Source organism: Guptibacillus hwajinpoensis, from assembly GCF_020171785.1.
Lineage (GTDB): Bacteria > Bacillota > Bacilli > Bacillales > Guptibacillaceae > Guptibacillus > Guptibacillus sedimenti.
Map to the genome: position 1 here is coordinate 39,228 of NZ_JAIVAE010000003.1, position 18,224 is coordinate 57,451.

The window sequence follows — 18,224 nt, forward strand, 5'->3', positions numbered from 1 at the left end:
GTGATGAAAGAACATCAGCATTACTTAATTGAACGCGAGAAGATCGACTATTTTATAGATCGTGGCTATCGTATAAATGGAATTACGGAAAATTTAAGTGGAGCATTCATCGAGTTTGTTCTAAAGGACGTAAAGTCAGGTGAAATTTCGAATGAAATTCTTCATATTCAGACAGCAAATGGGAGAAAATATTTCTCAGCTCTTCTATTAAAACAGATCCAATCCGTTACTTAAGGAGGAGGGAAGAGATGGAGTACAACTTGTATTCAAAAGATAGCGCCTATCCATGTGAAGTGACAATCGATGAGGAAAACGGTCGCTATATGATAAGAAAAGCGGATACGAGCGGAGAAATATTCAATTCAGCAGCGGAATTAACTTCATGGATTCGATCCAATTGGAAAGAGACGGACTTTCGAAGTAAAAAACAGTATTATTATCTCATGGAACTATTAGATGAATATGAATGGGAAATAGAATCCGGGCAATAGTTGCCCGGTGTTTTTTATTTATTATTTAAATTTCATATACCGTACTAAAATTAAATAAATAAAATCTGGCATTATGACTAATTGTGTCACAATATAGAGAATAAGTAGAAATGATTTTGATCATATAGTAAAGTTATTCTCACGAGATGTAAGCGCTAACATAAATGATGACTGAAAGATAATCTTCCACAATTCCCCATCATTACAAAACTTCATGGTTAGATTAATCATATAATCTTCAGAATAGGAAGTGATCGGATGCTGCGAATGACCAGTTTAACAGTCCATGAAGTGTTAGAAAGAGATCATTTTCAACATGCTACTGTCATAGCTGGTAAAGAAGGCTTAACTCGACGGATTAAATGGGTGCACGTGATGGAAGTAACGAGTGTGAAACAGCTTTTACATGGAGAAGAATTAATTCTATCGACTGGCTTTGTATGGAAAGATAATGTGCAGGTTTTTCGTTCGATCGTAAAACAATTGATCCAAAGTTATGCTGCAGGTCTTTGTATTGAAATTGGTACATATATGGATCATATCCCCTTAGAAATTATCGAACTTGCTAATCAACATCAATTCCCCATCATTGTATTTACAAAAGAAGTTCGCTTTGTAGATATCACCCAAGATCTTCACTCCCTTTTAATTGCCCATCATTATCAAATGATTTCAGATCTCGAACAATTTTCACAAGAGCTAAACCGTCTCCTTCTTCTTCCTGGATGTTTAACGAAGATTTTATCGCTATTGTCTATAAAAACAGGTATGCAGGTCATTTATAATCCAAAAGAAGCAGCCCCTATTTTTGTGCCAGAAGCGACAGAAGAAAAACGAGAAACTTTCATGCATTTTCTGAAAATTCAACCTGACGGGAAAGGGCTCGTACTTCAACCCGTTCGTGCAATGGATTATCATTTTGCAAACCTTAGTCTTGTACCAGCACAGCATGCGTCCGTCTCAGATTATGACATGTTACTACTTGATCGTAGCGCAACCGCAATTGCTCAATATCTTCTTCGAGAGCTATATATTGAAGAAAAGAAGCGAGCATTAGAGACAGAGTGGTTATATGACTGGCTTGAAGGCAAGCACACAGAAGAGCGAATTTTGTCTTATCTCGTTGACGTAGACGAAACGCTCATCCCACGTGGACTTCATGTATGTACATGCAAATTTAAAAAGCCACATGATTCATACACATCTTCTCAAATGACGTATTTTATGCTCCTTATGCGCTCAATGTTTGAGCAGGAAGGTTTTTTTATATTATCGTTAACAACTCGGAATAAGCTGATCATTATTGTACTAAATCGGCGGACAGAAGAAAATGTGGAAGAACGATTACGTGAAGCTTTTAAACGCTTTCTACAAAGTGATATTTTACAGAAAGAAACTGTCCCAGAAGTTGAAAAAATCGGGGTTGGGAAACATGTCCGATTATTAAAAGACATGCACAGAAGCTATGATTCGTCGCTTGAAACCATCACGATGAATGACAAGATGTCGATAAACCCTTCCCTCGTTACCTATTACAACGACTTTCATATCTACCGTATGATCTTCCACCTAGCTAAAGGAAAAGAGCTAAATGAGTTTATGTATGATTATTTAGATCCGGTTATTGAATATGATGTAAAGAACAATAGTAATCTTTTAAACACCTTAAAAGTCTATATGTGTTGTAATGGGTCAAAAAAGGAAACTGCTGAACAACTCTATGTAGTGAGACAAACACTCTATCATCGATTAGAAAAACTAGAGGAATTACTTGGTCCAGATTTCATGTGTTCACCGAAACGTTTAGCAATCGAATTCGCTATTCATGCATACAGTTATTTAAAACAGCAGGGTTAAATGTGCAACGTGTACAAAACGTAGTATATCCATGTTACGTTTTGTCTAATGAATGAAAGCCATTACATCCCCTACAATGAAAATAGGAAAGATTAAAGGAGGGCATGTGATGACTGTTGTAAAAAAAGAAACCACTTTATTAAAAAACTTTGTTAACGGAGAATGGGTGAGCGCCAAAAGTAAAGATACGCTTGAGGTACCAAATCCTGCAACGGATGAAAACCTAGCATTTGTGCCACTGTCTTCAAAAGAGGACGTGGATCTTGCGGTTAGTGCAGCATCAGCTGCCTTTCAAACATGGAGTAAAGTACCTGTTCCGAAGAGGGCACGTATCCTTTTCAAATATCACTCCCTTTTAATGAAACACCATGATGATCTAGCAGAACTAGTTGTAAAAGAAAATGGTAAAAGCTTTAAAGAAGCTCATGGAGAAGTGCTTCGAGGTATTGAGTGTGTAGAGTTTGCAACAGGTGCCCCTTCTTTATTGATGGGAGACAATCTGTCGACGATTGCAGAAAATATTGATTCAGAAATGTTCCGTTATCCAGTAGGAGTAGTCGGAGGGATTACACCTTTTAACTTTCCAATGATGGTGCCACATTGGATGTTTCCACTTGCGATCGCGTGTGGGAATACGTTTGTCTTAAAGCCTTCTGAACGAACGCCAATTCTAGCTAATCGTATGGCTGAATTATTAACAGAAGCAGGATTACCAAAAGGCGTATTTAATATCGTGCACGGTGCACATGACGTTGTAAATGGGTTATTAGAACATGATGACATAAAAGCTATTTCATTTGTCGGATCCCAACCGGTTGCTAAATATGTCTATGAAGAAGCTGCCTCTCGTGGTAAAAGAGTGCAGGCCCTTTCTGGAGCCAAAAATCATCATATTGTTATGCCAGATGCTGATATTGAGAAAGCTGTACAACAAGTCATAAGTTCAACATTTGGTAGTGCTGGACAGCGTTGTATGGCTTGTAGTGCCGTTGTAATTGTTGGAGACGGTGAGTCATTTATATCTGCACTTAAAGAAAAAGCAGATGATTTAAAAATGGGAAATGGTTTAGATGAAGAAGTTCTACTAACTCCTGTTATCCGAAAATCTCATCGAGAAAAAGTGCTAGGTTATATCGATAAAGGATTAGAAGAAGGGGCAGCGTTAATTCGTGATGGTCGTATGGATATGGATGCTCACGAAGAAGGGAACTTTCTTGGACCAACAATATTTGATGAAGTAACGCCTGATATGACGATTGCGAAAGAAGAAATATTCGCACCTGTTCTAAGCTTGCTACATGCAGATTCGATCGATGCCGCTCTCGGCATTCTTCGTAAATCACGATATGGAAATGGTGCGACGATTTATACGAAAGATGCAGGTGTAATTAGGCAATTCCGTGAAGAAGCAGATGCGGGGATGCTTGGTGTTAATGTTGGTGTACCAGCGCCTATGGCTTTTTTCCCTTTTTCAGGATGGAAAGATTCTTTCTATGGGGATCTGCATGCAAATGGAAAAGATGGTGTCAATTTTTATACAAGAAGAAAAATGATTACAACTCGTTTTGACTACTAGAGGGGAGTGAAGAGTATGCAAACTGCTCACGAGAATCTTGCAGGAAAAGACGAGAAATATGTATGGCATGCGATGCGGCCATATGATCCGAAATCGACAATGGTCATTGAAAAAGCAAAAGGCGCGTGGTTATCTGATTACGATGGGAATCAATTTCTTGATGCTATGGCGGGTCTTTGGTGTGTGAATGTTGGATATGGTCGAGAAGAACTCGCTCAAGCAGCTTTCGATCAGCTTAAAGAACTATCTTATTATCCCTTAACACATACACATGCTCCGGCGATTAAATTAGCGGAAAAGTTAAATGAAATGCTTGGTGGAGGATATGTCATCTTCTTTTCAAACAGTGGTTCTGAGGCAAATGAAACTGCATTTAAGATCGCCAGGCAATATCATGAGCAAAAAGGGGAAGGAAGTAGACATAAAATTGTTTCACGCTATCGGGCCTATCACGGAAATACGATGGGGTCATTAGCTGCAACCGGTCAGGCACAGCGGAAGTATAAGTATGAACCGCTTGGCCAGGGCTTTTTACATGTGCAACCACCAGATACGTACCGTGATGTAGAAGACGATCGGGTTGAACTTGCTTCCGTCAAAGCAGTTGACGATCTGATGACCTGGGAACTAAGTCAGACTGTAGCAGCAATGATCATGGAACCCATCATCACAGGTGGAGGAATCATCATGCCTCAAAAAGACTACATGAAATCCGTAAAAGAAGTGTGCGAAAAGCACGGTGCTCTTTTAATCTGTGATGAAGTGATTTGTGGTTTTGGAAGAACAGGAAAAGCATTTGGTTTTATGAATTACGATGTTAAACCTGACATTGTAACAATGGCAAAGGGGCTAACGAGTGGGTACCTTCCTTTATCAGCTACAGCGGTGAAAGAAGAAATTTATGAGGCATTTAAAGGGAAAGATTCATATGATCACTTTCGTCACATAAATACATTCGGAGGTAATCCTGCATCATGCGCACTTGCTCTAAAAAATCTAGAAATAATGGAACGGGAAAAGCTTTTCGAGCGGTCGCAAGAATTAGGAGAAAAGCTGAAGCGTCAATTAATAGAGCAGTTATCTTCTCATTCCAATGTTGGGGATATCCGTGGGAAAGGGTTGTTGATTGGAATTGAGCTTGTTGAAGACAAAAGGACAAAAAAACCGCTTGCCGTGGGGGAACTAAACAAAGTGATCGGTTATTGCAAATCGAAGGGAGTAATTATCGGGAAAAATGGTGACACCGTAGCAGGTTATAATAATGTGCTTACGATGGCTCCTCCATTAATGATCGAAGAAAAAGACATCGATTTACTTGTTGATACCATTGTAGAAGGAATATCCGATTTATAAAGGTGCGCTTCAAGCGCACTTTTTCCTATGGACTCGTTATAAAAAGATTGAATAATTAAAATAATTGGTTTATAGTAAAGGTGTTACATACCGACTGGTTAGTTAATAAAGGGGGAAGAAAATGAAAGCGATTCAATTAACAGAGTTTGGTGGTCCGGAAGTGTTGAAACTAATCGACTTAGATGTACCGGAGCCAAAAGGACACGAAGTACTTATTGAGATTCAGGCCATCGGGGTTAATTACGCAGATACCGCAAGAAGAGAAGGGCAATATGTTGTGGAAACACCTCTGCCGTATGTGCCAGGTTCTGAAGTGGCTGGTGTTGTAAAAGCAGTTGGGGAAAAAGTGACTTCAGTAAAACCAGGTTCTTCGGTGGTCACGTTATTAGGTACAAAAAATGCAACAGGTTATGCAGAATATACGTTAGCTGATGAAAGAGGACTGATTGCGATTCCAGATGGCGTTGATCCTCAGTATGCAGTAGCTCTACCTCTACAAGGATTAAGTGCTTATCACACACTTAAGACAATGGGACGTTTTGAAAATGGAGAAACGGTTTTGATTCATGCTGCAGCAGGCGGCGTTGGTACAATTGCCGTACAGCTCGCCAGACTATGGGGAGCTAAAACAATCATTGGTACAGCAAGCAGTGAAGAGAAAAGAAAGCTTGCAGCTGATATGGGAGCAGATATTACGATCGATTATACGAAAGAAGGCTGGGAACAAGAAGTTTTAGAAGCTACGGAAGGTAAGGGAGTAGATGTTATTCTTGAAATGGCAGGAGGAGACGTTTTCAGAAAATCGTTGAATTGCCTTGGACCTTTCGGACGACTCGTCATATATGGGGTAGCAAGTGGAGAACAAAGCCGCTTTTATCCATCTTCCTTAATGGAGAAAAATCAGTCAGTTGTTGGCTTTTTCCTACCACAGATGATGCGTAAGCCATCACTTTATCAGAAGAGTCTAGAAGAACTCCTAAACTATATGCAGAGTGGAGAACTTAAATTGACGATTGGTGGGGTTTTTGAGTTAGAAAAGGCAGCTGATGTTCATCGTATGCTTCAAGGACGCCAAACGAAAGGGAAATTAATCTTAACTCCTTGATTGAAAAAGGAAGCGTGCATCAAACAAAGACGATCGAATTTGGTCGTCTTTTTTACATGGAGAAATTAGTTTTAATATTCTCTGTTAGAAAATCGCTATTGCCTATTCACTATGTTAACACTTTGTGGTAATTTAGTATTGCACTGTGTTAATATTCGAAATATTTTTCAGTGAAAATTCAATGTTGTTGAAAATTTTTTCGGAAATTTGCTTGAAAGTTTTGTGAGCAATCTAATACTATGCTAAAATATCAATGAAAGCGTTTTTTTAAAAGAATGTTTCAAAAAGTGAAAAGAGTGTAAAGAACTAGTAAGAAACCAAACTTTAACGAAGTTAGAAACCGTTCAATGCACGATTTGAGATTAAACCCAGCAGGGAGGTAGCATGCTTTGAATACCAAACAGTCCAGAGTGGAACATCCATGGCAAGAATTTTATGGACCAAACCTTGGCTATGCCATTGAATTATACGAGAAATATCAAGAGGATCCTGAGTCAGTTGATCCTGAGATGCGCCAAAAATTTGATCAGTGGGGACCTCCACCTTCATCACAGGAAGTCATTGAATCTACTAGTCAGCCCGCCAACCTCAAAAAGGTTATTTCTGCTGTTAAATTAGCCGACAACATTCGTACATATGGGCATTTGGCAGCAGCAATTAATCCGCTAACAAATGAAAAATCTGATCAAGATTTCATGACACCTCAAAATTACGGGCTTTCCGATGAAGACTTGAAAGCGATTCCTGCTCAAGTTATTTGGGAGAATGCACCAAGAGATGTCACTAATGGATTACAAGCAATTCAAAAACTTCAAGATCTTTATACAAAGTCCATGTCTTATGAGTTTACTCATGTTCATGCGGAAGATGAACGTAAATGGTTAGATGAGATGGTTGAGAACGATTCTGTAAGCCGTACGCTTACGAATGACGATCGTATCGCACTGCTAAGAAGACTAACAGAAGTAGAAGGTTTTGAAAAATTCCTTCATAAAACATTTGTTGGCCAAAAGCGATTCTCGATTGAGGGCGTTGATGCTATGGTGCCAATGCTAGATGATGTAATTAAATGCGGTGCAAGTGATGGTGCTAAGAACGTTATGATTGGAATGGCTCACCGTGGTCGCTTAAATGTTCTTACACATGTTTTAAATAAGCCTTACGAAAAGATTTTTGCGGAATTCCACCATGCACCAAACAAGGAACTTGTTCCTTCTGAAGGTTCAATGGGGATTAACTATGGTTGGACAGGCGATGTCAAATATCACATGGGTGCTGACAGACAAATCGAGGATTCGGAAACAGCCAGTGCAACCATTACACTAGCCAATAATCCAAGTCACCTTGAGTTTGTGGATCCTGTTGTAGAAGGTTATGCTCGCGCTGCACAAGAAACGCGTAATGAAAAAGGTGAACCGAAGCAAGATTTCACTAAATCTTTTGCGATATTAATCCATGGTGACGCTGCTTTTCCAGGCGAAGGTGTGGTAGCAGAAACGCTAAACTTAAGTCAGCTAAAGGGATATCATACCGGTGGTACAATTCATATCATCGCCAATAATCAGCTAGGTTTTACAACGGAAAGCACGGATTCAAGATCTACAAAGTATGCTAGCGATCTAGCAAAAGGATACGAAATTCCGATTGTTCACGTGAACGCCGATGATCCGGAAGCTTGTCTTGCAGCGATGCATCTTGCGTATGAATATCGAATGAAGTTTAATAAAGATTTCCTTATTGATTTAATTGGCTATCGTCGTTTCGGTCATAATGAAATGGATGATCCAGCCGTTACTCAGCCACATTTATATGAAAAAATTAAGAATCATCCTACTGTTCGAGCGAGCTATGCAAAGTATTTAACTGAGCAAAGCGTGATTGAAGACGGTCAGGGCGAAAAGTTAGATGAAGAAGTTCTTTCTGAGCTTCAGACTGAATACGACAAGATCGCTAAAGGTGGAGACGGCGATGGCGAAGTACAAGAGCTACAACCACCAAAAGAAATTGTGAAGGGACTCCCTTCTATCGATACAGCTGTTTCACTAGAAACGCTAAAAGATATTAACAACAAACTGTTAAGCCGTCCAGATGGATTTAATGTTTATCCTAAGCTTGAGCGCATTCTAAAACGCCGAATTGATATGTTAGAAGAAGGCGGTAAAGTAGATTGGGCGCTAGGTGAAACGTTGGCATTTGCTTCAATTCTTAGCGACGGAACGCCAATTCGTATTACAGGGCAGGACTCTCAGCGCGGAACATTTGCTCAGCGTCATCTCGTTCTTCACGATAAAGAAACAGGCGAAACTTTTTGTCCACTACATGAATTACCAGAAGCTGAATCGTCCTTTGCGATTCACAATAGTCCACTTTCTGAAGCATCAGTGGTCGGGTTTGAATACGGATATAACGTGTTTGCACCAGAAACGCTCGTTATTTGGGAAGCGCAGTATGGCGACTTTGCGAATGCTGCTCAAGTCATTTTTGATCAATTCGTTTCGGCCGGTCGAGCGAAATGGGGACAAAAATCAGGAATGGTTCTTTTACTACCGCATGGTTACGAAGGTCAAGGTCCAGAACATTCCAGTGGCCGAGTTGAACGCTTCTTGACATTAGCTGCTGAAAATAACTGGACAGTTGCTAATTTAACGAGTGCTGCTCAGTACTTCCACATTTTAAGAAGACAAGCGGCTATTCTAGAGAAACAGGAAGTGCGTCCACTTGTTATTATGACGCCAAAGAGCCTTCTTCGTAATCAGCGCACATCATCTCCTGGCTTTGAATTTAGTCAAGGCCAATTCTTGAGCGTTGTTGAGCAAGCAGGACTTGGTGAAAAGAAAGATAAAGTAGAGCGTATTGTTTTATGTACTGGTAAAGTAGCTGTAGACCTTGCAACTGAAATAGAGTCTTCTGATGAGAAGTACGATTGGCTCCACGTTCTTAGAGTAGAACAGCTATATCCATTCCCTGAAGAAGAAGTGAAAAACATATTTGACCGCTATTCAAACGTCAAAGAAATTATCTGGCTGCAAGAAGAACCAAAAAATATGGGATCTTGGAATTACATTTCTCCTCGTTTAAGGGAGACGGCACCAGAAGGCGTTTCTGTAAGCTATGTAGGACGTCCTGATCGTTCAAGTCCTGCTGGCGGGGAACCTAATGTGCATAAAAAAGATCAAGAACGAATCATTCAGGAAGTACTAGAACCATCTAAAACTGTTTCCCATCAAGGAGGTAATCGTCGTGATTGAAGTTAAAGTACCAGAACTAGCAGAATCCATTACAGAAGGTACCATTTCTCAATGGTTAATCAAAGTAGGCGACAAAGTTGAAAAAGGTGACAACCTTGTTGAGCTTGAAACAGATAAAGTTAACATTGAAGTGAGTGCAGAAAACGATGGCGTCATTGAAGAGCTTTTGAAAGAGCCTGGCGATAATGTTGAAGTTGGAGAGATTATTGCTTACCTTGGCAACGGAGAAGGTAGTTCTTCTAAGTCGTCAGATCAAGACTCTTCTGGAAAAGAAGAAGCAAAGAAAGAAGAGAAAGAAGCACCTGAAGAAGCAAAGTCAAACGAAGAATCTAAGGCGCATGCAACAGAATCTTCAGAAGACGAAAAATCTGAGAATGAACGTACAGTAGCTTCCCCTTCTGCAAGAAAGCTTGCACGTGAACTAGGCGTTGATCTGAATAATGTTGAAACGCGTGATCCATTAGGTCGCGTTCGTCCAGACGATGTGAAGGCTCATGCAGACAAAGCGAACCAAAAAGAAGCTCCTAAGGAAAAGAAACAAGAGGCACCTAAGCAACAAAAGCCATCTCCTGAAGCGAATGACGGCAAACCAGTTGAGAGAGTTAAGATGTCTCGTCGTCGTCAAACTATTGCGAAACGTCTTGTTGAAGTTCAGCATACTGCAGCAATGCTAACAACTTTTAACGAAGTAGACATGACGGCAATTATGGAACTTCGGAAACGTCGCAAAGATAAATTCCTTGAAGATAATGATGTGAAGCTTGGCTTTATGTCCTTCTTTACGAAAGCTGTTGTTGGCGCACTTAAGAAATATCCACGTCTAAACGCTGAAATTCAGGATACTGATATTGTATTGAAGAAATTTTATGATATCGGTATCGCGGTTGGAGCAGAAGAAGGTTTAGTAGTACCAGTCGTTCGTGATGCAGACAAGCTATCTTTTGCAGGAATAGAACAAGAAATTGGTAATCTTGCAAAGAAAGCACGAGACAATAAACTCAAACTTGATGAACTACAAGGTGGATCATTTACGATTACAAACGGAGGAATCTTTGGATCGATGCTTTCAACACCGATTCTAAATGCACCTCAAGTTGGTATACTAGGTATGCACAAGATCCAGTGGCGCCCTATGGCAATTGATCAGGAACGAATGGAAAACCGTCCGATGATGTACATTGCCCTATCCTATGATCACCGTATTGTAGACGGTGGAGAAGCAGTTAGCTTCCTTGCTAAAATTAAAGAACTTCTTGAAGACCCAGAACAGCTTCTTCTAGAAGGATAAAACGAAAGAACCTGAATCTACTGATTCAGGTTCTTTTTCTACTTCTACATTTTTGAAAGGAGAAGGTAGATCCTTTATCTTATCGTTCCTGTCATGTAGAATAGAAAGAAAGTTGAAAGGGGTGAAAGATTTGATTCATCAAACATGGAAAGAGACATCGACGATTAAAAAGGTGAAGTGCATACATACTGATGCAAAGAAGTATATGGTGAACCGCGTTTTAACTGAAGGAAAAACTTATGAAGTGAAAAATGAAACAGAAGAATTTTTATTCGTTTTAGACAATAGTGGTAAAATCGGTGGGTTTTATAAAGAGTATTTTGAAGAAGTAGAATGAGTGTATAAAGCCAGATCAAAATTGATCTGGTTTTTTATTTTATTAACGAAAAAAAGGAACACTGGATTATCCCCAATGTCCCTTACATCTCCTAACAAAATTGATCATTTTTGTTAGGGTTCTTTAATCCAAAAATCGGTCTTAAGTACAGAGCAAGATAGGATCCTGCGAGAGCGACGACCATCCAAACCCAGCCGTGGAGACTAAAGGAAGCTATTCCGCCAAAATAGGCACCTATATTACATCCGAAAGCTAGTCTGGCACCATATCCCATAAGCAGTCCTCCAATGATCGATGCGGCTGCTAACTTAAATGGCACTCTTCTCATGATAAAGGCGCCGCCAGCGCCTGCTGCCACAAATGCACCAAGAATAACACCAAAGTTCATGACGCTTGTTGAATCAGTAAGAATCGATTGCTGGAGTGCTTCCCCTTTTGTCCCTGACCAATATCCCCATTGTGTTACATCAATTCCAAGAAATAACGCGATTTTTGATCCCCATAAAGCAAAAGCGGACGTAATTCCCCATGGATTTCCGCGCGATATCAATGTGAGGGCATTTAAAACAGCTAATGCGATTGCTGCAATCCAAATCGGCCATGAGCCACGAAAAATCCGCTTCCATCCTGATGTTGTAGGAAGAGGCTTCATTTTTGGTGGCTTTCGTTTTTTAGCGATGAATTTTACAGCGAAAAAAATAATCCCAAACAATGCAAGTTGCACAATCCAGGCACCAAAATATCCCAATCCAGTATCTTCAGCTAAGGAAATCGCTTTAAAAGAGGGCATTTGATTTACCCAGAAATCAAAGTGCCATGCACCGATAACAGATCCGACGATAAAACCAAAAAGAGTAAGTAGCATTTCAGTTTTTCCCCACCCTACTGTATAGAGCGTACCTGAAGCGCATCCACCGCCTAGCTGCATCCCAATTCCAAATAAGAATGAACCAACCACTACGCTTGTTCCAACAGGAAATACATATCCTGTTGGAGTCGTTCCAAATAATCCAAAGCTGTTAGAGAGAATCGGCGCAAACAGCGTGCTAGCTACCGCAAGCATCAACATATGCGACTGAATGGCTGTTCCATTTCCTACACTTAATAATTGTCTGAAAGCAGAAGTGAAACCAAATCTTGCATGTAATAAACAATAACCAAGTAGTAATCCTAAACCAAATAAGACAAGTTGCTGAATTCCTTGATCGACCAATAATAGTAATGCGAGTAGACCAATGACTAAAAAGCCCCCTGTTAAAACGGGCTTTTGAGGAGCTTTTAAGAAAGGTAACTGTAAATTTGTTTTTGAAGAGTGAACTGGTTGTTCCATTGCCATGTATAATGCACCTCATTCCGATGTATTTAGTATGAATTGATTCGTATATCCTACATGATTTTTTTATATCTGTAAACTATTACATACCAAATCTTTTTACCTCTATCGATGAAATGGACATATCTTTCTCTACTTGGAGATTGTGCTATAATGACACATGTATCAATAGAGATTAATTTATTCATCAGGAGCTTAAGATTAGGTTTTAAAACCGTCTCAGGCTATTGGAGGTTGAGACAATGGATAATGAGCAATTAATTGAAAAAGCATTTGATTTTATTCATCAAGCTTATGCTGAACTAACGATCGATCCGTCACGCATAGAAGATCGTAAAAAGGAAATTATGCATGAAGTTAAAGCAACAGGTGCCTATACTCATACATATGACGAACTTGCTCAAGGAGCTAAAATGGCCTGGAGAAACAGCAATAAGTGTATTGGTCGCCTGTTCTGGAATACGATGACTGTGTTAGATGCGCGGTATGCTTCAAAACCTAAAGAAGTAGCGGATGCCCTTCTGCACCACATTCGCATCGCGACAAACGGCGGAAAAATTAAGCCAACGATTACTATTTTTCAGCCTGGTAAAGTTCGTGTATGGAACCATCAGCTAATTCGTTATGCAGGTTATAATACTGATAAAGGTACGATTGGTGACCCTGATTCGGTCGCTTTTACTAAGGAAGTCATGAAACTTGGATGGGAAGGAAAGGGAACACAATATGATATACTTCCGCTAGTTTTCTCAATAGATGGAGCTTTACCAAGTTTCGTTGAAATTCCGAATGAAGACGTACTTCAAGTCGTGATTCAACACCCGGACTACGATTTCACACCATTGCATGCACAATGGTATGGCGTCCCCATCATTTCAGATATGCGATTAGAAATTGGCGGTATTAGTTATGATGCCGCGCCATTTAATGGCTGGTATATGGGCACAGAAATAGGGGCAAGAAATTTAGCTGATACTGACCGGTACAATCTTTTGCCGGATGTAGCTAAACTCTTAGACCTTGATACAAGTTCAAATGCAACGCTTTGGAAAGATCGCGCATTAGTTGAACTAAATAGGGCTGTCCTTTATTCCTATCAAAATAAAGGGGTAAGTATTGTCGATCATCATACAGCTGCAAAACAATTTCAAAAATTTGAGCAAAATGAAGAGAAGGCCGAGCGAGAAGTTACTGGAAATTGGACTTGGCTAATTCCGCCTGTGTCGCCAGCTACGACTCATATCTTCCATAAACCTTACAAAAACAAAATTGTAACACCGAACTATTTTTATCAATCAAAACCTTATTAAGCGAGGGAGAAACTTGGTTATTGAAAAAGCTTATTTCACCATTCATGAAGGTCTTGAATCAAAATTTGAAGCGACATTTAAAGAAGCTGTACGTTACATTGCAGAAACCGATGGATACATGAATTATCGCTTGTTGAAATCAATTGAAACAGAACGTAAATACGTCATTTTCATTGAATGGGAAACACTTACATCACATACGGAAGGCTTCATGTCATCCGATCGATTTGAAAAATTTACGTCTTTAGTGGACCCATTTCTTGAAAACGTAGAGATGGAGCATCTTGCACCCCTTGACTCAGATCTTTAAACCCACATTTTTGTGGGTTTTTATATGCAAAAAACTATACAAGCTATTTAGAAAAGGGTATGCTAGGATATAGTTATATTCCTATAAGAAAGGTTGGTTTTGTAATGCCTTCATCTATCCCCAGGCCACTAGTTCGATTAAATCAATCGTTTATTTTTATATTTGCTACAGGTTTTGTATTCTTTTCACATTGGCTTTTCCTCCTGATCCCACTCATTGCTGGATTGATGGGTTTGTTACTTTATTTTAATCCAGTGCTGAAACTGGGAAAAAAATTCTTAAAGAAACCACTTAATCAATATATTCCTGAGGATGCCGATCAACAAAATTTCAATCAGAAAATAGCTGTATCGCTTCTTACCATTTCTTTTATAGCTCACATGTTTTCTATTGAATGGTTAGCAATCACGGCTGCAGTCCTAGTAGCTTTAGCTTCGTTTATCGCTATTCTAGGCTTCTGTATCGGTTGTTTTGTTCGTTTTCAATGGAAGCAATATCAATATAGACGGTCACAGCATTCTTAAAAGGCAGCTTTGGCTGTCTTTTTTTTTGACTGAAAAACCTGAAAAGTTAATTTCTGATATACTAAAGAAAGAGAGACGATGAAGATTAGAAAGGATAGGTTTGGATGAGAGAGAAGATTTATGACTTAATCGGTGTAGGAATTGGACCATTTAATTTAGGATTAGCTGCATTATTGGATCCAATAAATGAAGTGAATGCTTTGTTTTTCGATCAAAAACTTGAATTTGATTGGCATCCAGGTATGTTAATTGAAGGAACCAGATTACAGGTACCGTTCATGGCGGATTTGGTCACGATGGCGGACCCAACAAATCCATATAGTTATTTAAATTATTTGAAACATCAAAACCGCTTATATAACTTCTATTTCTTGCAACGACTTGAAATGCCTCGAAATGAATATAACCACTATTGCCAATGGGCAGCAGGTCAGTTAGAAAGCTGCCGATTCGGTACAAAAGTAACGAGCATTGTACCTGTAGGTGATCCTGTTGAACATTATGAAGTGGTTGTTGAAAACCTCGAAACAGGAGATGTGAATACGTACTCTGCTAAAAATATGATACTTGGTGTTGGGACCGTTCCTTCTTTACCTTCATCGCTTCAGGGGATGAAAGAAGAAGATGTATTTCATTCATCAACATTCCTTCAGCATACTGACCGCTGTTCTAAGGCAAAAAGTATCACTGTTATTGGGTCAGGTCAGAGTTCTGCAGAAATTTTCAGGGAACTTTTGAAAGACCGAAAAGAGCATGGGTATTCACTCAATTGGATAACACGCTCACAAGGTTTTTTCCCAATGGAGGAAACTAGATTAAGCCTTGAGCATTTTTCACCCGAGTATGTCGATTATTTCTATGACCTACCTCAGGCTCAAAAAGATGACATTTTTAGTGGTCAACAACTTCTCTACAAAGGAATTAGTCCTCATACTATTACTGACATATATAACCTGTTATATGAACAATCTGTAGGTGGCGAAAAGATGGATGTCACATTAATGCCATTAATAGAAGTAAACGGGATTAAAGAAAAAGAAGACGGTACTGGTTATGAATTAGAATGTCTTCAATGGCAAAAGGATAAAAAGTTTCTTATTGAAAGTGAAGTTGTGGTGGCGGGCACTGGCTATCGTCCATTAATTCCTCACTGCCTTGAAGACCTTCAGCATTTAATTGAGTGGGATGAAAAGGGACGCTACCATGTAACAAAGGATTACCGTCTTCGATTAAAGAAAGAAGCGAATGCGAATATCTTTGTACACAGCGGCATGCAACATACGCATGGAGTAGGATCCACAAATTTAGGGCTTGCTGTTAATCGAAATAAAATTATTATTAATGAGCTTTTAGGAAAAGAGTTTTACCCGATCCTTGAAGGAAATATCTTTCAACAATTTGAAGTAAAAGAGTAGTTAAACTTTCTATTTAAAGCTAAACATTTTATGATAAAAGAAAATAGAAAGGAACGGTGATGAGTGTGATGGTCCCATGAATCAATCCCAATCACTAACATCCAACAATTTTCTTGCAAAGTTGCTTACTCAGTACGCGAGCATTCATCATAGAGCAATTGGAGCTGCTGCAGAAGAATACATCAAACAGCTTGGAATTAGAACGGGAGAGTGGCTAGAGTCTCACTATCGTCTTCTTGAATGGACGCCTGATGACTATGCTAGGGTGATCGTTGATATAAAGAATTCTATTGGAGGAGAGTTCTATATATCAGAAGTTACTCCTACCTATGTGATTGTGAAAGCAAATCGCTGTCCATTTGGAGATCAAGTAATGAACGCACCACATCTTTGTACCATGACATCAAGTGTGTTTGGGGGAATCGCAGCAAGGCATTTTAAGTATGGTGAAGTAAATCTCCGGAAAAGAATTGCACTCGGTGACCCAGGTTGTGAAGTAATGATAGCATTTGAACCCGGAATTGAAACGGGAGACCGTTATGAAAACCTTCCAATTACGCCCGAGAATGGTGACCCTTTTACGTGGGAGGAAGATACCATCACACTCTTAAATCAAGAGTTAAAACGGAGTGATGAGATGGTAATGAAATTGCTTCAAGAATTAGAAGAACTTAAAAATCAAGTTGACAATCGTTAGAACTAAAACCAGCCTGGCAGTGATGGGCTGGGTTTTTTTGTATGAAATTCGGAATTAATCAGAAACTAATGACAAAGGGGTGATAAATATGGAGAAAAACGCTAGAGGATATGTTCAAGAGAGTTGTCAAGCTCTAGAAGAAGCGAGTCGTTGTTTACAACAAGCGTTATCAACAGTAGAGAAGGATCAAAATAGAGATCGAATACAGCAATCATTAGATGGATTAACTGCTGTTCAATCTCATTGTAGAGAAACGGCAAACGTACTTTCACACCAATAAAAAATTTTTTTGAAGAAATTTGAAGAATGAAGTTTTAGAAGAAATAAAATCGGAAATGGTGGACTAACGTTACACATAAGGAGGGATAGATCATGAGTCTTTTGTTTGGAAAAGGCATGCAAGCATTCGAACAGGATGCTAAAGCAGAAAGAGAAAAAGTACAAACTTCTCCAATTGCACACTCTAATAAAAAATCAAGATTAAAACAGAAACCGACTAAATTCTAGCCATCCTTTTGGATGGTTTTTTTATTGATTTTTGCACTCGAATTCATTACACTGTTTAAGAAAGAAATGGTAATAGAGGAAGGTCCTTACTCTTTCTTAAAAGGTGATATTGATTTTTTAAATGGATCACTCAATAAATAGAAAGGAGATAAAAAGTTAACAACAAGAAAACGTTATTGTGATTAATCAATCAAAACCAAAGGGGATTAGCTGTTGAAGAAAGTTAACGTAAGTAAGTTTATATTTTTTCCGGACATTATGATAATGTCATTATTTCTATTGAGCGGCATTATTTATTTATTCATTGAAGGATTGAGAGCGGAATATCTCGTATTTGCCCTTTTTGGTCTACTTATTTTTAGTATAAGTGAATATTCAACTCATCGCTTTTTCTTTCACAGAAAAGCTCCAAAAAACAAGTTCTTCTTAAAAGTTCTTCAGCGATTACATTATGATCATCATCAGTACCCAAATCAGCTAAAGCTATTATTTATGCCTATCTGGTATAGCACGCCACAATTTGCAGTAATTACATTTATTATGTATCTCATTACGAATAGCTTACCTAACGCAATATCTGTGGCAGTGGGTTTAATGGTAATGCTGCTTCTATATGAATGGAGACATTTTAAAGCACATCAACCTGGAAAAGCAAAAACGAAATATGGAAATTGGTTAAAAAAAACGCATTTACTGCACCACTACAAAAACGAAAATTATTGGTTTGGTGTAACAAACCCATTTGTTGACGTTCTCTTCGGTACATTAAAAGATGAAAAAGAAGTAGGAAAAAGCCAAACAGCTAGAAATATCAAAACGGAAAATACATCCTCTAAAGTAAAAATGCTATGAAGTAGCTCAGTGCTCTACAGT

General features: G+C 39.0%; 18 protein-coding genes. 17 read left to right on the forward strand and 1 reads right to left on the reverse strand.

Annotated features, from left to right (window positions below):
• Nucleotides 1-3 precede the first annotated feature (3 nt).
• The 9 genes from LCL91_RS04260 to LCL91_RS04300 all read left to right on the forward strand — a co-directional run bounded on the left by LCL91_RS04260 (nucleotide 4) and on the right by LCL91_RS04300 (nucleotide 11,255).
• Entirely contained in the window at nucleotides 4-234 is a 231-nt protein-coding gene (locus tag LCL91_RS04260; protein WP_098443666.1) for a hypothetical protein, read from the forward strand.
• A 14-nt stretch (nucleotides 235-248) separates the two neighbouring features.
• Nucleotides 249-491 (forward strand): hypothetical protein, encoded by a 243-nt coding sequence (locus LCL91_RS04265; protein ID WP_224880249.1) that lies wholly within the window; start codon nucleotides 249-251, stop codon nucleotides 489-491.
• A gap of 267 nt (nucleotides 492-758) precedes the next feature.
• Nucleotides 759-2,348, forward strand: a complete 1,590-nt coding sequence (locus LCL91_RS04270) for a PucR family transcriptional regulator (RefSeq protein WP_224880251.1) — start codon at nucleotides 759-761, stop codon at nucleotides 2,346-2,348.
• Between the two features lie 109 nt (nucleotides 2,349-2,457).
• A complete protein-coding gene (locus LCL91_RS04275; RefSeq protein WP_224880253.1) occupies nucleotides 2,458-3,924 on the forward strand; it encodes a CoA-acylating methylmalonate-semialdehyde dehydrogenase in 1,467 nt (488 codons plus the stop codon).
• A 15-nt stretch (nucleotides 3,925-3,939) separates the two neighbouring features.
• Complete coding sequence (locus tag LCL91_RS04280) at nucleotides 3,940-5,277, forward strand: aspartate aminotransferase family protein (protein ID WP_224880255.1); 1,338 nt, start codon at nucleotides 3,940-3,942, stop codon at nucleotides 5,275-5,277.
• A 121-nt stretch (nucleotides 5,278-5,398) separates the two neighbouring features.
• Nucleotides 5,399-6,382: a quinone oxidoreductase family protein gene (locus LCL91_RS04285; protein ID WP_224880257.1), complete on the forward strand. Its 984-nt coding sequence runs from the start codon at nucleotides 5,399-5,401 to the stop codon at nucleotides 6,380-6,382.
• A gap of 389 nt (nucleotides 6,383-6,771) precedes the next feature.
• Complete coding sequence (locus LCL91_RS04290; protein WP_224880259.1) at nucleotides 6,772-9,630, forward strand: 2-oxoglutarate dehydrogenase E1 component; 2,859 nt, start codon at nucleotides 6,772-6,774, stop codon at nucleotides 9,628-9,630.
• On the forward strand, nucleotides 9,623-10,918 hold the full coding sequence (gene odhB / locus LCL91_RS04295; RefSeq protein ID WP_224880261.1) for a 2-oxoglutarate dehydrogenase complex dihydrolipoyllysine-residue succinyltransferase: 1,296 nt from the start codon (nucleotides 9,623-9,625) through the stop codon (nucleotides 10,916-10,918). The genes LCL91_RS04290 and odhB overlap by 8 nt, the downstream gene beginning before the upstream one ends.
• Nucleotides 10,919-11,048: 130 nt before the next feature.
• Entirely contained in the window at nucleotides 11,049-11,255 is a 207-nt protein-coding gene (locus tag LCL91_RS04300) for a DUF6501 family protein (protein WP_160919510.1), read from the forward strand.
• A 91-nt stretch (nucleotides 11,256-11,346) separates the two neighbouring features.
• On the opposite strand, the gene LCL91_RS04305 is transcribed toward LCL91_RS04300, so the two are convergent.
• Nucleotides 11,347-12,585 carry a YeeE/YedE family protein gene (locus LCL91_RS04305; RefSeq protein ID WP_224881207.1) on the reverse strand — a complete coding sequence of 413 codons (1,239 nt, stop codon included), beginning with the start codon at nucleotides 12,583-12,585 and terminating at the stop codon, nucleotides 11,347-11,349.
• A gap of 245 nt (nucleotides 12,586-12,830) precedes the next feature.
• Between LCL91_RS04305 and LCL91_RS04310 the strand changes: the two genes are divergently transcribed.
• The 8 genes from LCL91_RS04310 (at nucleotide 12,831) to LCL91_RS04340 (ending at nucleotide 18,203) form a co-directional block, all read left to right on the forward strand.
• Nucleotides 12,831-13,898, forward strand: a complete 1,068-nt coding sequence (locus tag LCL91_RS04310) for a nitric oxide synthase oxygenase (RefSeq protein ID WP_224880263.1) — start codon at nucleotides 12,831-12,833, stop codon at nucleotides 13,896-13,898.
• Between the two features lie 13 nt (nucleotides 13,899-13,911).
• A complete protein-coding gene (locus tag LCL91_RS04315; RefSeq protein WP_224880265.1) occupies nucleotides 13,912-14,208 on the forward strand; it encodes an antibiotic biosynthesis monooxygenase family protein in 297 nt (98 codons plus the stop codon).
• Between the two features lie 104 nt (nucleotides 14,209-14,312).
• A complete protein-coding gene (locus LCL91_RS04320; protein WP_224880267.1) occupies nucleotides 14,313-14,732 on the forward strand; it encodes a DUF4395 domain-containing protein in 420 nt (139 codons plus the stop codon).
• 104 nt (nucleotides 14,733-14,836) lie between these two features.
• Entirely contained in the window at nucleotides 14,837-16,147 is a 1,311-nt protein-coding gene (locus LCL91_RS04325; protein WP_224880269.1) for a lysine N(6)-hydroxylase/L-ornithine N(5)-oxygenase family protein, read from the forward strand.
• 76 nt (nucleotides 16,148-16,223) lie between these two features.
• Nucleotides 16,224-16,844 carry a methanogen output domain 1-containing protein gene (locus LCL91_RS04330; protein ID WP_224880271.1) on the forward strand — a complete coding sequence of 207 codons (621 nt, stop codon included), beginning with the start codon at nucleotides 16,224-16,226 and terminating at the stop codon, nucleotides 16,842-16,844.
• A gap of 88 nt (nucleotides 16,845-16,932) precedes the next feature.
• Nucleotides 16,933-17,124: a hypothetical protein gene (locus LCL91_RS04335; RefSeq protein ID WP_224880273.1), complete on the forward strand. Its 192-nt coding sequence runs from the start codon at nucleotides 16,933-16,935 to the stop codon at nucleotides 17,122-17,124.
• 92 nt (nucleotides 17,125-17,216) lie between these two features.
• Nucleotides 17,217-17,351 carry a hypothetical protein gene (locus LCL91_RS21970; RefSeq protein ID WP_255461985.1) on the forward strand — a complete coding sequence of 45 codons (135 nt, stop codon included), beginning with the start codon at nucleotides 17,217-17,219 and terminating at the stop codon, nucleotides 17,349-17,351.
• Nucleotides 17,352-17,564: 213 nt separating this feature from the next.
• Nucleotides 17,565-18,203, forward strand: coding sequence for a sterol desaturase family protein (locus tag LCL91_RS04340; protein WP_224880276.1), 639 nt, complete (start codon nucleotides 17,565-17,567; stop codon nucleotides 18,201-18,203).
• Nucleotides 18,204-18,224: the final 21 nt, after the last annotated feature.